Source organism: Flavobacterium sp. N2550, assembly GCF_025947265.1.
Lineage (GTDB): Bacteria > Bacteroidota > Bacteroidia > Flavobacteriales > Flavobacteriaceae > Flavobacterium > Flavobacterium endophyticum.
On sequence record NZ_CP110007.1, the window covers coordinates 3,149,743 to 3,166,791 of the forward strand.

Genomic DNA, 17,049 nt, shown 5'->3' on the forward strand with positions numbered 1-17,049 from the left:
CTATTCGTATTTTCTTTTTACAAACCAGATATCTTCAAGGCTTAAATTCAAAGTAAACAGATGGTAATTTTCATGGATAAGCGAATTCGACATTTGTCCTCGTTGGCCATAGCTATACGAAACATTTATAAACGTATTGGTCCTGTAATCTAAAGGAATGCCTAATCCAGATGTTACTGCGAACCCAGACACTTTATTTCCATCAATAGAAAGATAGCCCGTATCATAATTGCCGCCCAGCCTATACGTTATTTTCTGCAAAAGATTATTTTTTGTTTCGCTAGTATATTCCAGTCCGGCAGCAATAACATCTTGGTCGGTAAATTGCCCGATATTATCTTCCATATCAGTAGCCGACCATTGCAATCGAGTATAATCCGCATTTAGCGTCAGGGTTTTTCCTAGCTGTGCTTTGATGCCTATATTCAAGGTAAGCGGCAACTTAAAGTCGGCTATGCTTTCCGAATCTTCTTTTACAATCGATTCAGAGTCTTCTACTAGTTTTAGTATCCTGTAGTCTTTAGTGCCGTTCAAAGCTGTTGGAAGGCCGATAACACTCGAAATCGTAATCTTTTTGTTGATATCATACTGCATTCCTATAGCCGCTTTTAGTCCCATATAATAATTTTTATCGTCCATCATTAAATAATCTTCATTCAGCTTGGTAATCTCTACTTCAGAAATTTTCCCGAAATGATAGCTGAGGCTCGCCCCAATCCGCAATTTTTCTGAAAAACTTCTTCCGTAATTCAGTTTGATTTCATTGAGTCCGCCGCTTCCTTTTATGTTACTGAAATAGGATTCTGTAGAACCTTCAACGGTATTTTCAATTCCCATCAAATTATAGCCTACATCGGAATAAGGCGAAAGCGAAAGACCAATTCCTGATCGGCTGTCGAGCTGAAAGGCAAAAGCCAGGCTGGAGAAACTCACCGTGGTTACTTTTGTATCGTCAATTTCATTTGTAAATGTGTTCATTTCTGCTTTTGCCCCAACATCAAAAAGAAACGAGTTTTTCCTGATTGTGGCAAATGAAGCTGGATTCAGGTTGTTTATTTCTTTTTCGGAACTGAGTGCCGTTCCGCTTTTGCCGAGCGCATTTGTTTTTCCGGTGTTGGCATCATTAAAACGTCCCAATCCGAAAAGGGAATAAGGCGAACTGGTCTGGTTGTTGGTTTGTGCGGATAAGGAACAGGCAGAAATAAACGCTGAGAGCAGCAAAAAAGCAGATCTATTTGTCATAAGTTGCATAAATTACTTTTAAGTTAGAAGAATATTCTGGATTGTTTTCGCCATTTAAGACCATCCTATTGCCAAATTGAGAGCTGTATGGCAGGACGAGCAGCCCATATTCTAAATAATTGCCTTCATTGATTATCTTCTGCAAAAAAACATCTACCGGCAAAATCAAGAAGACTTCATTAAATTCTTTGTCTTGTTTTGCTACTGATGCCTTGATTTTTTTGCCTTTTGAATCGATGTACTCATTGATAATATTGTTATTGCCATCCACAACAAAAACTTGCAAAGAATCGGATAAGTAGAGCTTGTTAGTATAGTAGGCCTGACTTAGCTTGATTTTCATTTTTGCGTTAAACACATGCCCTTTGCCACCATTTATCTGCGAGATTGTGCGAATATGAGGAAACCTGACTTTAGCAGCAATACCTGCACCACCCTGTAGAAAACTTAGGTTGTCTAAAGCTGTGGAAGAAAGCGATTTATTTTGAGGTAGCAAGCCTGATAACGGGGTGCCGCTTCTGTCGCCTATAATTTGATTGAAAGACTTAGCGCCTGTATCCTTGCTATCAAATTCCAACTGCAAAAAAGTTTTCTTGTCATTGGGCTGGTCTGGCTTTGAATAATACATCCTAATAAAGCTATTGGCGCCTTTGTACGCTATCAAGGAAGCATTTTCATCTGCACCAGGAAAGAGCTTTAGTCCTTTAAAAAATTCTTTCAAATCTTCATCGGTTCTTATAGTGCCACCCCTGAACTTATCAAAAAGGTCTTTCCCAAACACTGGGTCGAGTTTTAGGGTAAGCGAATCTTTGCTAATTCTAGGGTTGAATGTCTTGCTTGCTAAAATCGGGCTAAAGGTGGGAACTTCGGAAGTATTATAAAATGCCGTCTGCTGTGGCCCTAATTTTAATTCTTTGGATAATTTCTGAACCAAAACGGTCTTGGGCCTTAAGGTGTCGCCATAAAAATAGCCATCGTATTTAAGGCTCAATACAATACTGTCAAAAACTGCTTCTTCAGAAATTGTGTAGGTTTTCGGAATAAAGGTCATAAATGCTGAAGATGTTACTTTTCCGAAAACAGGATCAGTATACTGCCCGATTAGTAACTTATTTCCTCCCGAAGTAATGACGCTGTCTAGTTTTATGGTAGACATCTCAACAGTAAAAGTGTCAATGCTGATAAACCTCACATCGCTTTCGGCAAAATCTTTATCAACAATAAATGTCTTGTCTAGGCTGTCTGCGCTGCATGAAATCAAAAATATCGATAGTCCTATCAGCAACAGTGCAAAAATGCTTTTTTTCATTCGTATAAATTTTTAGGATACGAATGTAGCAGTGATCCAATCCAGCAATTTTAAATTATATATAGAATGCGCAAAATTGCAGTCATATAGCGTATTTCTAAATACGATTCGTTTTTTTAAAATCTGTAGGCGATAACTTAAAAACTATAGTATAAAATGGCCTGATGGTATATTTCAGTTTTTGGGAAAGCAAATAAAAAATAGGTTTGAAGCAAATTATCAATCATGCACAGACACATTGCTGCCCTTTTGTTGGCATGTCAGGGGATTACTTATTCGCAAGAAAGTTCAAGTTCAATACAATATGAGTACAGTATGATTTATAATACGGATGCTGCATCGCTAAACAAACATTTTGCTGCCTTTGATTTAGAGCAAGGACAGTTTACGTACGGTACTTCATTTAAAAAATTTGAAATCAATTATGGCAAAGATAATGATGGGGCTTATTTCAATGAGTTGCAATACATCCACTCAGTCAAATTTGCGATTGGCTATACTCATGAGTTCAATAAGAATTGGGACTTGCTAGCCAAATTTGAGCCTGAATTGAATTCAAGCTTCAAGAATACGATAACATTTGACGATATCTATCCTACATTTTCTCTAGCTGTTACAAGAAAAACAGAAGGAGACTATCCCTCCTATACTATTTTGGGAGTGTCCTTTTCTTCGTTATTTGGAAAGCCGCGATGGCTGCCGGTAGTCAGCTACCAAAAATTTATCAGCAAGAGTGCTAGTTTTACAATTGGCCTTCCGGAAACCAATTTCCAGTATATGTTATCTCCAAAGAACAGTATAAAATCATCGCTTTTTGTGGATTCTTTCTATTCAAAAATCAGGAGCGACAAGCAAGACAATATTCCGAACATAAACGCTATAGAAATGAGGAGTTATAATGCCGGATTGGAATACAATTATGTATCGGATAACAATTGGATGGCCACACTACGGTCGGGTTATGCCTTTTCCAATCAGCTGGATCTTTTTCTGGAAAATAGATCAAAAACAGGCATCGATTTTAAGAATACGATATACATCACAATGGGTTTCAAATACAATCTAAATTTATAATACTTATGAGAATGAATTTTTTAAGCTCCAAAAAACTACTTTGCACAGGTCTATTAGGGACATTGTTTTTTTCTGTCGGTTGCAGTAAAGACGATGGCGAAAGCAGTGTCGGCAATTGGCTGGAAAGCACCGTATTTAATGGAAGGCCAAGAAGCAGCGCAACTTCTTTTACGATTGGAAATAGCGCCTATGTAGGCACCGGATATGACGGCAGCAACTATCTTAATGATTTTTGGCAGTATGATATAGAAGGTAATTTCTGGGTGCAAAAAGCGGATTTTCCTGGTGAAAAAAGAAGTTCTTCCGTAGCTTTTGCGATAGGAAACAACGGCTATCTAGGCACTGGATATAATGGAACTACGCAGCTGACCGACTTTTACAAATATGATACGCAAAACAATACGTGGACACCGATATCGAATTTCGGAAATGGTTTGCTACGAAGAGGTGCCGTAGGTTTTAATTCGGCTACAGCCGGCTACGTCGGTTCTGGTTTTGATGGCGAAAATGACAAAAAAGATTTCTGGAAATACGATCCTGTTACAGACACATGGACGGAGCAATTTGGTTTTGGAGGTGCCAAGCGCCGTGAGGGCACTACGTTTACGATCGGTACAAAGGTATATTTTGGAACTGGTTCTTCTAACGGAATCAACATCAAGGATTTTTGGGTATTTGATACAGCCACCGAAACATGGAAAAAACTTTCGGATCTGGATGCAAATGAAAAATACAACATAGCCCGTACGAATGCTGTCGGATTTTCAATTGGTTCCTACGGTTATATAACTTCGGGAGGAACAACAAAAGATATTTGGGAATATAATCCTGCGAATGATACCTGGAGTACAAAAACAAACTTTGAAGCTGTTGCCCGTCAAGACGCTATCTCAATTTCGAATGGCGAAAGAGGCTTTGTGCTACTTGGAAAAAACGGTACTTTTTATTTTGATGATATGTATGAGTTCAAACCTAATGATACTCCGAATAGCGATGATTAATTTTTTGTTTGGTTTTTTTCAGCTAGATAAGGGGCTGTCCCATCATACGGCCCCGAATCTAAAATGGCTAAAAAAATCGCTTGGCTTTATTTTCCTAATTTCGCTATTCGCTTCTTGCCAAAGCAAAAAGGATAGCGAAATTGAAGGAATCGTATATAAGACCAAAAATGGTTTTGGATATAGGGTGATTATACATGACCAGCTGCTGATCAATCAAGATTTTATTCCGGCAATACAAGAAAACGTTCCTTTTTGCGATAGTATTGAAGCGGCGGCGGCTTGCAACCTTGTAATCCAAAAAATAAAAAGAAATGAAATGCCTACATTGACGTTAAAAGATTTATCAACTCTAAAAATCAAAACCAAATGCTGATTAAAAGATATAGTATTTTTTCATTTAATTTTAGGCTCTTTCTACTCCATATTTTTATCTGGCTTTTGTTTTTGGCCTTCCCTTTCAGTGATTTTTTTGCTGGCTATACAGACCTTAAAAGTTTTATCCCAAGGATATTACTCCCGATTTCTCTTTTTTATATCAATTATTTCTTCTTGGTTCCAAAGCTTCTGCTCAAAAACCGCTTGGTACTCTATATTGTCACCACTCTTATATTGATATTTGCTTGTTCTATAACTATTTTTAAGATTGAGGTAATGTACTTTAGTCGGGTTATGCCTCTAACGCGCACATTTCAAACCATTCCGCCATCCCAAATAACGCCTAGAGCGGCCATGATTTCTATTCATAAAGAAAAAGCCGACACGGTATCCGTTTCTTCCCAGCCAGCAAGATTAAGTATTCCAAGAGCAGTCAGGGGCGTAAGAGCGGCACCAGCTCTTCCTTTTGATAATAATTATATATTCATGATCCACATGATGCTGCCCAACATTATTCTTTTTACGTTGTATCTTACGGTCAGTTCCATGTTTAAGATTTTTATTGAATGGAATGCCAGCTACAAGCGGCAAAAAGAAGCCGAAATGGAGAAAAAGAATTCTGAGTTGAATTTTTTAAAAGCACAGCTGAACCCTCACTTTTTCTTTAATTCGCTCAATACGATCTTTTCCTTGTCTATAAAAAAATCAGAGCAGACTCCTGTGGCTATCTTGAACCTGTCGGAATTGATGCGCTATATGCTTTATGAGACCAATAAAGACACCGTTCCTCTTGAAGAAGAAATCTTATATATCAAAAATTATATTGAGCTCCAAAAACTGCGACTGACTGAAAACGTTAACATTATCTTTGAAGTTGATTGTGATGAAACTTCTATCTTTATCCCGCCGCTGCTGTTTATTTCCTTTATTGAAAATGCGTTCAAGCATGGTATCGATCCGTCAAAAGAAAACGAAATTATCGTAAAGTTCAAGGTCCAAAAAAACGAAATAGACTTTTCTGTAATTAATGATATCAATAGGATTAAAAGCAATGGCGATTCCTTCGGTTTAGGAATTGAAAATACGGTCAAGAGAATAAACCTTTATTTTCCTGAGCGAAACGAATTGGAAACCTATGCCGATTCTGGAAAATTTTATGTAAAGCTAAAATTAAAGCTGAATGAAGATTAGGACAGTTATTTTAGACGACGAGCCTCTGGCTATTGATGTCATAAAAAATTATTGCGATACGATGCCTGATATTGAGCTATTGGGATGTTTTACCAATCCGGTAGAAGCGATGAAGTTCGTCACTTCAAAAACGGTCGATCTTATATTCCTAGATATTGAAATGCCGCTCCTTACTGGGATTGAGTTTATTGATACGCTCAAAATCAGGCCGCAATTTATATTTACGACTGCCTATCCGCAATTTGCTATCGATGGTTTTGAGCTGGAAGCATTAGATTATCTCGTCAAGCCCATAGCGTATACCCGCTTTCTGAAATCGGTGAATAAGTTTACGTATCAGGCGTCAAAAAACGAAAACAAGAAACAGCCTTTAATTGTTCAAAAACAAGAGCTTTCAGATAAATTTTTGTTCGTAAAATCCGATTATGAAAGCCTGAAAATTTTTATCGACGATATTAAATACATCGAAGGACTTAAAGACTACTTAAAAATCAACCTCAACAGCGGCAAATCTGTACTGACCCTTTCTAATTTCAAGAACCTATTGGAAAAACTGCCCGAGCAGAATTTCATGAGGGTTCATAATTCGTATATCGTCAATCTGCAATATATCAATTCGATTCAGCGAAACCGGATTATCATAGACCAAAAAAGAATCCCGATTAGTGAAACGTACAAGAAGCTTTTCTTTGAGCGTATAAAACTATAATGCTCAACGTTCAATCAGTTCAGCATTTTCTAATTCTTTCACGATCATCTCGTTGACGGCATTATTGATTTTCTTGCGTAGAAAAAGTCGATTCGCAATGCTAAACCAAAAATTATCCAGCAGGCCATTTGCAACCGATTCAATTCTTCGCAACATCAGTTTTTTGTATTTCTTCTCAAAATTATCAAGGCGGATTGTCGGATATACTGGATAATCCAATTTAGCATCGATACCGTACTTTTCTTTATCCGATTCGTTAGACCTCGCTTGGAGAACACGCATATCAGGTATGATCGGAAATAGCTTTGAACTGGCAGGATCGCCTTGAACTTCGTTAAAATAAAACCTATCAAATGCAGCGGCATGAGGTACAACATTGAGCCTTTCGTTCATATCTTTTTCTAGTATCCCGAAATAATAGCGTAAAAAAGTCTGGCAGTTCAGCCTTCCCAAATAATAATCGTGGTGCCTGAATGATTTATCAATAAATCCAGCAAAACCGCTAAAAGGCGCTGACGCAAGGTCGTTTTTAGCTCTGGTCAAAGTTCCTTGAACTCGAGTTTTCCGAACAGGTTCTATCAAAAATTTTGTTCGGTCGCTTAATTCTAAGGCATCCAATATCCCATCTTGATTAAACATTACCTGATTCCGCAAGGCTTTAAACATTCCTTTGGCAATAGAAATGATGTCTCTCTCGGGGTTTGTTTTTTCAATCTCGTTATCCTTATTCGGAAACGGATCGATCATAATGACGGCATACTTGTCTTGTATTACTTCTTCGGCACTTTTTTCTTTAAGGACTTTCAACGCAATAGCAAACGGCTCGTTATTGATAAGACCGCCATCTATCGAATTGAATTTGTATACGGTGTCTTCTTTTATCAGCGGATAGATGCCCGTTCTTTTTCCAAAAAGATATTTGGGATATCTCTCGACATATTTTTGCGAAATGGCTACTTCTCTTGACTTAAGTCCAATTGGGAAAGCGGCCGTACTCAATGTCGCATCTTTAAGATAGCCCATATCTTTGGGATTCTTCAGGTCGAGCACGTAATATAAATTTTCGCCTTCAGGAATTCCGGTAGGGTATTTACCATTGGCCAATTTATATCTGAAAAAACCAGCATGGCTCGTAATGACCGAACCACTTTTGTCGTTTCCGCCAAAATCAATCTTGAAATTGATGCCGCGCAAATTTGTAGTCGTGAGTATCAAATCTAAACTATCTGAAATATAGGGAGGAAACTCTCTTACTTTCTCAATGTGTAGCGCATTCTCTGCAATAGCGTCGATCGATTGCGAATTTAGCAGTGAGTCTGGTTTTTGATTTTTCTTTAGGTCGCCTGTTTCTAGCATTTTTTCGAAGGTCGTTGCTTTAGAATCATCGGCCATTTCTACCCAGCTTTGGTAATAGCGGTTGTTTTTCCCAAAAGGATTGTCTTTATTGACATATTGGTGATTTTCATCGACAACATTCAGCATCGTCAAAGAACCCGATATACCTCCAGCAGACGCACCACTGATTACATCTATCTCGACATCATGCATCGGCACAGAAAAATCATACTCAGGATGATCGATACCTAAATCTCTGTTCTTCTTTTTTGCCTTTTCCCACAGGTCTAATGTTTCTAACAGATAATCCATTACGCCGCCCGTAAAAGCTCCTGCAGATACGGCTCCAGCCATTGCAATACATATTTTAAATTTTTGGGACATATTTTATTTTTTATTTATTTGTCGATTAATTCTTATGCTCGCAGTAGCCTTCCCACCATTCATCCAAAACTTTAAGAATCGGAACTAGCTTGATACCATGTTCGGATAATTTATATTCGACTCGTGGCGGCGATTCGGCATAGACTTTTCTGCAAATGATTCCGTCACGTTCTAGTTCTCTTAATTGCAGCGTTAATGTCGTTTGGGTTACGTCTTCCATTTTTCGCTTTAGTTCTCCGAAGCGTTTCGGGCATTCTTGGCTGATGGCATTTATAAGCGGAACTTTCCACTTTCCGCCAATAACTTTGAATACATTTTTGATGGGACAATTATTTTCAGAAAAATCAAAATTTTCTTTGTTTTCAACCGATTGATAATCAGTATTAGTATCATTTTCCATACTTGGTATCGTTTTAGAAACTACTTGTGGGCGCTAGTAATCCGCCCTAATTTTATCCCATAAATGTAGTAAAAATTGTGTTATGGGCAGGAGTATTTCGAGGTGGTCGCTTCTTGTATTGGTATCGACAGCTGTGTTTTTATCAGTAATTGATATTTTCGTGGTTAATGTGGCAATACCTTCAATCAAAGTAGGAATTAGAGGCACAGATACGGACATGCAATGGGTCATCGTCTTATATGTACTGGGTTATGCTTCCTTTTTAATTGCCGGTGGAAGAGCGGGCGATTATTTCGGAAAAAAGCCTGTGTTCGTAATAGGCATGGCTGCTTTTACACTTTCTTCTTTTTTGTGCGGACTGTCTCAGAATATAATCCAGCTGAATATTGGTCGGACTTTTCAAGGAATAAGCGCTGCTTTTATGGTACCGCAAGGTATCTCTTACATTCAGGTACTTTTCCAAGATCAAAAATCACGGACAAAAGCTTTGGGCATTTATGGCAGCATCGCTGGAGCTGCTTCGGTTATTGGCCAATTCTTAGGAGGCGTGCTTCCTGAAATCCATAGTTTTGTTGAAGGCTGGAGGCTATTGTTTTTAATCAATGTTCCGATTGGCATCATAGCAATCGGCTTGTCTATAAAATATCTCGAAAATACAGTTGTAGTCCGAACCCAAAAATTTGACAATTTGGGTGCCACACTGCTGGTCTTGACTTTAGCTTGTTTTATTTATCCCATAGTGCAAGGAAGGGAATTGGGCTGGCCAATTTGGATATTTATCCTTTTTGGACTCTCACTTCTAATTGCGTTGTCTTTCTTTTGGCAGCAGCGTAGAAGGCAGAATAAAGGAAAACTCAGTCTTATTGACGTGAGGGTATTTAAGCATCGAGATTTTACGATCGGACTTTTCGCTTCTGTTTTTTATTTTATGGTTCAAGATTCTTATTTCTTGATTAATGTTGTACTTCTTCAGAACGGATTTGGCATCAACTCATTTGATACCGGATTGTATTTTGTATTCCAAGGAGTTGGATATGTGATTGCTTCCTTGCTATCGATACGGTTGATTACGCTGTATGGAAAATTCGTCCTAATTTTTGGTGTTATGTTGATGGTCTTTTCGCTAATTTTTCACCTATGGCTTCTGGACGGATCAGCGGCTACTCGTCCATTTTTGCCCTTAGTCTTTTTTGTTTACGGAATCGGATGTGGAACCGTGCTTCCCTCTTTATTGACTGTTTCTTTACGCAACCTTCCTTCTTCCTTTGCGGGCATGGCTTCGGGAACGTATTCAACCTTTCAGCAGACAGCGATTGCTTTGGGAGTCGGTATCGTTGGGGGCATTTTTTTTTATATTTTGAAAAATCCGCATAGAAAACTTGAAACGTATCTAGAAGCTTACAAAGCAGCTACAATTACGAACATAATTTTGTTGTTAATTGTGGCTGTCTTTTTGCTTTTTATTTCACATAAAAAAGCCGAATAGGGAAACTATAAAGCGTTTTCCTTTGCAAATTTCAACAGTTCAGCGAGATTTCTGGCTTGACATTTATTCAGTAAGTTTCTTCTGTGAGTCTGTACGGTAAGGTAACTTAAGAATAAGGTATCTGATATTTCTTGGGTAGATTTGCCGTCTGCCAATAACAATAAGATTTCTTTTTCCCTTCGGGTCAATCTGGGAACTGTTTTTAGGTCATGAATGCTCGTCTTCTGAATAACTCCTTTTACTTCATTGCTAAAAGCCAATTCGCCTTCAACCGCCTTATTTATGCAGTTCTTGAATTCATCTAGAGAAGCGCTTTTGAGCAGATAACCATTCGCTCCATTTTTTATCATCTGCATGACAATGCTGCGTTCTGCCTGGCTGCTCATTGCGAGTATGATAATTTTTGGATGGCTCTTTTTGATTTTCAGGCATAAGTCTATTCCGTTTATATCGGGCAAGAAAACATCTAGAAGAATTATATCAATCTTGCCCAATCCGCCATAGTCCAAAAGCATTGATCCTGTCTTGAAGATTCTGACGATTTCTACCTCTTTTGATTGCGAAAAAACAACCTGCAGTCCTTCACTGACTATAGGATGGTCGTCAACAATTAATGTCTTATAGGGCTTTATCATTGTCATGTAAATTATAGGGACAGTTCGATATTGAAAACCGTGCCTCTTTCTTTTGATGAATCGATTTCTATTTTACCATTCAGCAGCTCTACTCTGTTTTTCAGATTTTTCAAGCCTTGACCTTCAAAAACATCCATCTTGCTCGTATCGAATCCTATTCCGTTGTCTTCGACCGTAATAAAAAACCGTGATTGATTTTGACTGCAATCCACTAAAATCTCACTGCTTTTTGAATGTTTTAAAGCATTACTTAATAATTCTTGGACTATCCGATAAATCGTAATTTGCATGCTTTCTGGAATGTCATCTTTGATCGCATTGGCATGGAAATCAATTCTGACATTCTCTGTTTTCAACATGTGACAAAGGTCGTTAAGCGCATGTTCAAGTCCCAATTTGAGCAGCGACTCGGGAATCAGATTATAAGAAACCTGTCGCAATTCGGTAATCGAATTAGTAAGCAAGGTATTCATATTGTCAATTTCGTTGAGATCGACTTCAGAGGAACTATTCACTTTCATGAATCGCATCTTCAACGAAGATAGCATGCTTCCGATACCATCGTGAAGATCTCTTGCAATTCTTTTTCGTTCGCTTTCTTCGCCTTTTATCATGGCCTGCATTACCTCTATTTCCTTTTGGTTTTTGAGAGCCGTCAGATTCTGCGTATAATTTTTGGCATGCTCAATCGCTATCTTTTTTTGATTTTTTGAATTTATCCATAGGAAGATTACCAATAAAAGTAACAGGACTGAAATAGCAACCAGCAATCCATAATATAACTTGTTGTTTTCAGCAATAAGCTTGTCTCGTTCGCGCTGTGCTTCTAGCTGGCTGATTTTTTTCTCATTTTCAGCCTTGTTGAATTTTGCTTCGAGCGCAGTTATCTTTTCTTTGGACTGTATCTCATTGAGACTGTCGTTAAGTGCAATATATCTCGAGCTATATTTATAGGCATTTTTAATATCTCCTAACTTTTCGAACGTCTGTGCCAGTTCTAAGCTATAGTTTTTTTCGTCTACAACAAAAGGATTACTGTTTTCTATCAGGTCGAGCAAAACGTTTTTGACATCCTCATGCCTATTCATCGCTTTAAATGGGAGGTGTTTGGCAAATTTTAGGCGATTGGCCGAAAATACATCTTGATAAAGCATGCTATTGGCTATTCCTTTGTCGTAGCTTTTTAACGAGTTTTCAAATTGCTTTATCTTATAGAAATAATAACCTTCAGAAAAGTAATAGCCTCCATTCATATTGGACTTTGGGTATTTTTTTAATATTTCATAGGCTTTGTCCAATGATTTTTTAGCATCTACCAGCTTTTCAAGATGCGTCATATTTTCGGAGTCTATGACATAGATTTCTACCTTAGTCTCTTTGTAGGTGTAAGATGACTTGGATGCTTTTTCAATATATTCTTTTGCTGATTTCAGGTAAGTTTCTGCTTTTGTCCTTTCCTCATTATTCATAAAAATGATAGCTACTGATTTGTACAGGCCGCTCAGTACTTCGTAATTGCCTCCTTTTTCGGCCAGCGGCATAGCTTCCTCTATCAAAATTCGCATCGCCTCTTTTTCATTATTTTGGACTTGCTTGACTATGGATAGATTTCTCAGTATATATGCCCGTAATGAATACGAATCTTTGGTCTTGTATTTTTTGAGTTTCGTGTTGGCCAGACTCAATTGTTTTCCAAAATTATCAATATCACCTTTGCTCAAGTAAGGTATCGAGTTATAATAAACAGCTACATCTTTTAGAAAAGGATATTTGGGAGCAATCGTATTGGCAAGGGCAAGATATTCATCAGCCAGTTCGTTTTTTTTGCCTCTTCTGTACAAATCAGCGAGCCTAAAACTACTAATGCACTTGATACTATCAACACGAGTTGACTTAATAAGTTGCGTCAGGCTATCGGTATAGGATTTGTCATCATCAAGCGTATACACTCTTTGAGGATATGCCTGCGAAACGAATAGTATAAACAGGAGTAATAATTTGTTTTTCATAGCAATACAAAAATATTAACTTTCACTACACCTTCTGTTAAATATTCAACTTTATTGCTGAAAAATACCTGATATCAGGTATGAAATTACACCCATTTTCAGGTATAGGAAGCCGTTAAGCATCACAATAAATTTGTATTTCAAATCCTAATAAAAAATTAAAAATGAAAAAATCGATTTTAAAAACAGTTGGTATTGTTGTATTCGCAGTAGTTAGCATGATATCATGCAGCAGTGATGATAGTGATGGCGGTAATGGCGGCGGAAGTATTGACGCAGCTGTAGGTACTTTTAAAGGTACATTTGAAGTTTTAGATGGCCCGAACGCAGGACAAGACTACTTTGACGCCACTTTAATTATTACTAAAGTTAGTAATACTGAATTGAGAATGACTCCTAAAAGCGGGGAAGCTTATTCTAATTTAACTCCTAAAACAATAAAAGTATACAATCTTGGTGGTGATATACTTGTAGATGGCGATGCACCAGCTGGAACTTTTGCTTACAGAGCAAGTAGCAAAGCATTGCTGGCACTTACAAAACAACAAGCTGCTACAGATATCACTTTTACATTTTCGGGAACAAAACAATAATTCATACTTTTTTATTGGTTTATATTGGTACACCGGCTCTTGTGTTTATGAATTGTACAAGAGCCAAATTTTCAAAAGCAATACCTTAAAATAAGAGGGGGTTATTTTGAGAGTTAGTAAAATGCCCTTCCAAACCGAAGGGCATTTTTATTTTTTAGTACGAACAATTTCTACGCATCATAAAACTCACCATCTACATAAAACCAAACTTCTTTTTCCTTTCTAAAAAAAGATTTTTCGTGATGCACATGTCCTTCGAGACGATTGTCTAAAAAGTAAGCTTTGAATTCAACAACATTTTCTGAAACATCCAAGATTTCGAGCCGAAGCCATTGGTTTGACTTTGACCATTCTAGAATAGCGGACTTGGAATGATTCTTTCTTGTAGAAGCGTGTGTAGTGGCCATAAGATAATCCGAAGCTTGTACTGCGTATGCACTATAGCGGGAACGCATCAATTTCTCAGGCGTTGGAGCATTTTGGATTCCTTTTATAAATGGTTCGCAGCAATCTGCATATACGATTCCTGAGCCGCAATAACAATCATACCTCATCTTTATTCGGCATTGATTTTTTGATGCAGCTGGTTCAGCAACACTTGATAGCGGCTTATTTCCAAAAGTTCCTCGTCTTCTTCGGCATGATCTAATAATTCATCTAGCGTTTCGCTAACTTCTCTCAGCTTGTTATTGGCTTCTCGATTTTGCTTGCCAGCTATCAGATCAATGATTTCTTGCACTTCTTTCTTTAGTTTTTCGTATACGTGACTGTTCATGTTATTCATTTTTGGCCTCATCTGAAGCATTAAATTTCTTGACAATTTCTTTCAGCTTGCTTTTTCTTAGCCGTTCTGCTTCTTGTTCTCTGGTTTTCTTCTGATCTACCTTTTTCTTATGATTCAATCGGTTTGTTTCGTTGCGTCTTCCCATGTGCTGAGGATTTTGGTATGCTTGCACAAAGATAGCAAATTCAGTCAGACAGTATGTTGTCGCAACCTCCCCTCTCTATTGTCTTCTTTACACACTGCAAAGTCAGAATCATAGCCCTAATTTTGGTTAAAACAATTAAACAATGGAAAACAAGACAGAAAATTTTAGCACGGCTGCCCTAGCGAATGAAGCCAAAGAAACTTTTGACACTCTAGGCCAGCTATTGTCAACAATTGACGAAAATATTTGGGACAAGAGTCTGAAAAAAGCTGGTCGGTCGGTCAGGTTATGGAACACATCTTGAAAGCCAATACAGGCTTTGGAAACTTCGTAACCGACAATGTAGTTGAAACAGACAGGCCTATCGACGAAAAAGTAGCCTTTCTGAAATCCGTTTTTCTAGATTTCAGTCTCAAGATGCAATCACCAGATTTTATCTGTCCTGTTGAAACCAAACATGACAAGCAAAAACAGCTCAATGAACTCACGGCTTTGAAAAATGAAATTGTCTTGCTTATAAACAATTTAGATCTCTCCAAGACCTGCATGAATTTTGAATTGCCCACTTTTGGATACCTAACGCGCTTAGAGTGGGTCAACTTTGCATTGTTTCATACACAAAGGCATACAGAACAAATCAGAAATATTCTTTTAAGCGTAAAAAACTAACCCATTCCCTAACCCAATTAAATCATGAAAAAACACAAAATTATTTTCTGGATCACGACAATTCTAATCTTTTTATTTGAAGGCGTAATGCCGGCGCTTACTTCGCAGACCGAATTAGCTAAAGAAGGCATGCGTCATCTCGGATATCCGGAATACTTCGGCATAATTCTTACTGTTTTCAAAGTACTGGGTGCACTAGTATTGATTATTCCGGCGGCACCAAAACGTCTGAAAGAATGGGCCTATGCTGGCTTTACTTTCGATTTTCTCGGCGCTTCTGCAAGCTATATAGCCGTAGAAGGATTTGGCTTTGCAGCTATTTTTCCTCTTATTGTACTTGGAGTCCTTATGCTTTCTTACGTAAGTTATCACAAATTAAACTCCGGAGCTTTGGAATAACCCAAGCAGTTTTCGTAAATTTATAATCCAAAAAGTGGCGCATATATTTCTATGCGCTATTTTTGTGCTAAAGAACAAGCCTATGAACAATCCTTTTTCATTGAGAACGGTCAACGTTACCCGCTACATTGCGCCCTTGAGGGAAGGTGGCTCCCTTCCTGCCCTCGCAGATGCCGATGACGGTTTTAAATATGTACTGAAATTTAAAGGCGCGGGGCATGGCGTAAAAGCGTTGATTGCAGAACTGATTGGCGGGGAAATCGCTAGAGTACTAGGGCTTCCTGTACCTGAATTAGTTTTTGCAAACCTTGATGAAGCTTTCGGGAGGACAGAAGCAGATGAAGAAATCCAAGATCTATTACAAGGAAGCCAAGGGCTCAATTTGGCGCTTCATTTTCTTTCGGGCGCCATCACTTTCGATCCAGTGGTTACAGAAGTGGATGCTGTCCTAGCTTCAAAAATAGTATGGCTTGATGCTTATATTACAAACGTAGATCGTACGTTTAAAAATACAAACATGCTGATCTGGCATAAAGAATTATGGCTGATAGACCACGGCGCTTGCTTGTATTTCCATCATTCTTGGAATAATTGGGAAAGTAGTGCTAAAACACCCTTTGCACTAATCAAAGATCATGTCTTGTTGCCAAAAGCTTCTAATTTGGAAGAAATAGATAAAGAATTCCGATTGCTGCTCACTGAAGAAAAAATCCGTTCTATTGTAGACCTCATTCCAGAAGAATGGTTGCAATGGGAAGGCTCCGACGAGACCCCAGACCAAATCAGGAATATTTATTCCAGCTTTTTGATTACCCGTTTAGCCAATTCAGAAATCTTTATAAAAGCTGCCCAAGATGCAAGACAAATACTTATATGAATATGCCGTGATTCGCATTGTGCCTAAGGTAGAACGCGAAGAATTTGTCAATACCGGAGTTATAGTATTCTGTAAAAAAGAGCAGTTCATCAAGATTTTGTATAAAATTGATGAGGCCAAACTGCGCCTCTTTTCTAATGAGCTCGATTTTGAGCAGCTTGAGCAGAATCTCCAAGCTTTTGAAAAAATCGGCCGAGGCGCGCAAGATGGTGGCCCAATAGCCAAATTCGATGTCCCATCAAGATTTCGATGGATGACGGCCGTAAGGAGTTCTATCATCCAGACTTCAAGACCACATCCAGGCATGTGCACCAATCTGGAGGAAGTTACAGAGCGACTTTTTTCCGAGCTTGTTTTACCCTAATCAATTCAAAAACAACCACCTATAAAAAATTGTTTTTTCCTTACTGTTTTAATTTGACAGAGCGACCT

At 38.1% G+C, this 17,049-nt stretch carries 21 protein-coding genes; 12 read left to right on the plus strand and 9 right to left on the minus strand.

The features are described 5' to 3' along the window. Window positions 1-1,242: an OmpP1/FadL family transporter gene (locus OLM56_RS13825; RefSeq protein ID WP_264527392.1), complete on the minus strand. Its 1,242-nt coding sequence runs from the start codon at window positions 1,240-1,242 to the stop codon at window positions 1-3. After that, window positions 1,232-2,551 carry a DUF4270 domain-containing protein gene (locus OLM56_RS13830; RefSeq protein WP_264527393.1) on the minus strand — a complete coding sequence of 440 codons (1,320 nt, stop codon included), beginning with the start codon at window positions 2,549-2,551 and terminating at the stop codon, window positions 1,232-1,234. The genes OLM56_RS13825 and OLM56_RS13830 overlap by 11 nt, the downstream gene beginning before the upstream one ends. Window positions 2,552-2,776: 225 nt before the next feature. On the opposite strand from OLM56_RS13830, the gene OLM56_RS13835 reads away from it, so the two are divergent. The 5 genes from OLM56_RS13835 (at window position 2,777) to OLM56_RS13855 (ending at window position 6,901) form a co-directional block, all read left to right on the plus strand. Continuing rightward, entirely contained in the window at window positions 2,777-3,625 is an 849-nt protein-coding gene (locus tag OLM56_RS13835; protein ID WP_264527394.1) for a DUF6268 family outer membrane beta-barrel protein, read from the plus strand. 5 nt (window positions 3,626-3,630) lie between these two features. Then, window positions 3,631-4,626, plus strand: a complete 996-nt coding sequence (locus OLM56_RS13840; protein ID WP_264527395.1) for a Kelch repeat-containing protein — start codon at window positions 3,631-3,633, stop codon at window positions 4,624-4,626. Further along, window positions 4,601-4,999, plus strand: coding sequence for a DUF4907 domain-containing protein (locus OLM56_RS13845; protein WP_264527396.1), 399 nt, complete (start codon window positions 4,601-4,603; stop codon window positions 4,997-4,999). Before OLM56_RS13840 ends, OLM56_RS13845 begins: the two co-directional genes overlap by 26 nt. Before the next feature lie 296 nt (window positions 5,000-5,295). Next, window positions 5,296-6,192: a sensor histidine kinase gene (locus OLM56_RS13850; protein ID WP_264527397.1), complete on the plus strand. Its 897-nt coding sequence runs from the start codon at window positions 5,296-5,298 to the stop codon at window positions 6,190-6,192. Then, on the plus strand, window positions 6,182-6,901 hold the full coding sequence (locus OLM56_RS13855) for a LytR/AlgR family response regulator transcription factor (RefSeq protein WP_220477612.1): 720 nt from the start codon (window positions 6,182-6,184) through the stop codon (window positions 6,899-6,901). Before OLM56_RS13850 ends, OLM56_RS13855 begins: the two co-directional genes overlap by 11 nt. 3 nt (window positions 6,902-6,904) lie before the next feature. Here the strand turns inward: OLM56_RS13855 and OLM56_RS13860 are convergent, their stop codons facing one another. Together OLM56_RS13860 and OLM56_RS13865 are read right to left on the minus strand one after the other, a co-directional pair. After that, window positions 6,905-8,620 (minus strand): patatin-like phospholipase family protein, encoded by a 1,716-nt coding sequence (locus OLM56_RS13860; RefSeq protein WP_264527398.1) that lies wholly within the window; start codon window positions 8,618-8,620, stop codon window positions 6,905-6,907. 25 nt (window positions 8,621-8,645) lie between these two features. Further along, window positions 8,646-9,020: a winged helix-turn-helix transcriptional regulator gene (locus OLM56_RS13865; protein ID WP_264527399.1), complete on the minus strand. Its 375-nt coding sequence runs from the start codon at window positions 9,018-9,020 to the stop codon at window positions 8,646-8,648. Between the two features lie 82 nt (window positions 9,021-9,102). Between OLM56_RS13865 and OLM56_RS13870 the strand changes: the two genes are divergently transcribed. Next, window positions 9,103-10,506, plus strand: coding sequence for an MFS transporter (locus OLM56_RS13870; RefSeq protein ID WP_264527400.1), 1,404 nt, complete (start codon window positions 9,103-9,105; stop codon window positions 10,504-10,506). A 5-nt stretch (window positions 10,507-10,511) separates the two neighbouring features. Here OLM56_RS13870 and OLM56_RS13875 read toward each other — a convergent pair whose 3' ends face one another. Both OLM56_RS13875 and OLM56_RS13880 read right to left on the minus strand, forming a co-directional pair. After that, a complete protein-coding gene (locus OLM56_RS13875) occupies window positions 10,512-11,141 on the minus strand; it encodes a response regulator (RefSeq protein ID WP_121377634.1) in 630 nt (209 codons plus the stop codon). Between the two features lie 11 nt (window positions 11,142-11,152). After that, window positions 11,153-13,150: a sensor histidine kinase gene (locus OLM56_RS13880; protein WP_264527401.1), complete on the minus strand. Its 1,998-nt coding sequence runs from the start codon at window positions 13,148-13,150 to the stop codon at window positions 11,153-11,155. 164 nt (window positions 13,151-13,314) lie between these two features. On the opposite strand from OLM56_RS13880, the gene OLM56_RS13885 reads away from it, so the two are divergent. Next, on the plus strand, window positions 13,315-13,743 hold the full coding sequence (locus tag OLM56_RS13885; RefSeq protein ID WP_264527402.1) for a hypothetical protein: 429 nt from the start codon (window positions 13,315-13,317) through the stop codon (window positions 13,741-13,743). A gap of 170 nt (window positions 13,744-13,913) precedes the next feature. On the opposite strand, the gene OLM56_RS13890 is transcribed toward OLM56_RS13885, so the two are convergent. Genes OLM56_RS13890 through OLM56_RS13900 form a run of 3 tightly spaced genes read right to left on the minus strand, consistent with a single transcriptional unit; the run spans window position 13,914 to window position 14,672 of the window. Continuing rightward, window positions 13,914-14,297 carry a YchJ family protein gene (locus OLM56_RS13890; protein WP_264527403.1) on the minus strand — a complete coding sequence of 128 codons (384 nt, stop codon included), beginning with the start codon at window positions 14,295-14,297 and terminating at the stop codon, window positions 13,914-13,916. A gap of 2 nt (window positions 14,298-14,299) precedes the next feature. After that, complete coding sequence (locus tag OLM56_RS13895; RefSeq protein WP_264527404.1) at window positions 14,300-14,518, minus strand: hypothetical protein; 219 nt, start codon at window positions 14,516-14,518, stop codon at window positions 14,300-14,302. A gap of 1 nt (window position 14,519) precedes the next feature. Then, window positions 14,520-14,672 (minus strand): hypothetical protein, encoded by a 153-nt coding sequence (locus OLM56_RS13900; RefSeq protein WP_264527405.1) that lies wholly within the window; start codon window positions 14,670-14,672, stop codon window positions 14,520-14,522. A gap of 142 nt (window positions 14,673-14,814) precedes the next feature. Between OLM56_RS13900 and OLM56_RS13905 the strand changes: the two genes are divergently transcribed. The 5 genes from OLM56_RS13905 to OLM56_RS13925 all read left to right on the plus strand — a co-directional run bounded on the left by OLM56_RS13905 (window position 14,815) and on the right by OLM56_RS13925 (window position 16,981). Further along, the gene (locus OLM56_RS13905; protein WP_264527406.1) at window positions 14,815-14,976 is read left to right on the plus strand and encodes a hypothetical protein; all 162 of its coding nucleotides are present in this window, start codon (window positions 14,815-14,817) and stop codon (window positions 14,974-14,976) included. After that, window positions 14,961-15,341, plus strand: coding sequence for a DinB family protein (locus tag OLM56_RS13910; protein ID WP_264527407.1), 381 nt, complete (start codon window positions 14,961-14,963; stop codon window positions 15,339-15,341). Before OLM56_RS13905 ends, OLM56_RS13910 begins: the two co-directional genes overlap by 16 nt. Window positions 15,342-15,365: 24 nt before the next feature. Then, complete coding sequence (locus OLM56_RS13915; RefSeq protein ID WP_264527408.1) at window positions 15,366-15,740, plus strand: DoxX family protein; 375 nt, start codon at window positions 15,366-15,368, stop codon at window positions 15,738-15,740. 82 nt (window positions 15,741-15,822) lie between these two features. Then, window positions 15,823-16,617 (plus strand): HipA family kinase, encoded by a 795-nt coding sequence (locus OLM56_RS13920; RefSeq protein WP_264527409.1) that lies wholly within the window; start codon window positions 15,823-15,825, stop codon window positions 16,615-16,617. Beyond that, entirely contained in the window at window positions 16,595-16,981 is a 387-nt protein-coding gene (locus tag OLM56_RS13925) for a DUF3037 domain-containing protein (RefSeq protein WP_264527410.1), read from the plus strand. Before OLM56_RS13920 ends, OLM56_RS13925 begins: the two co-directional genes overlap by 23 nt. Window positions 16,982-17,049: the final 68 nt, after the last annotated feature.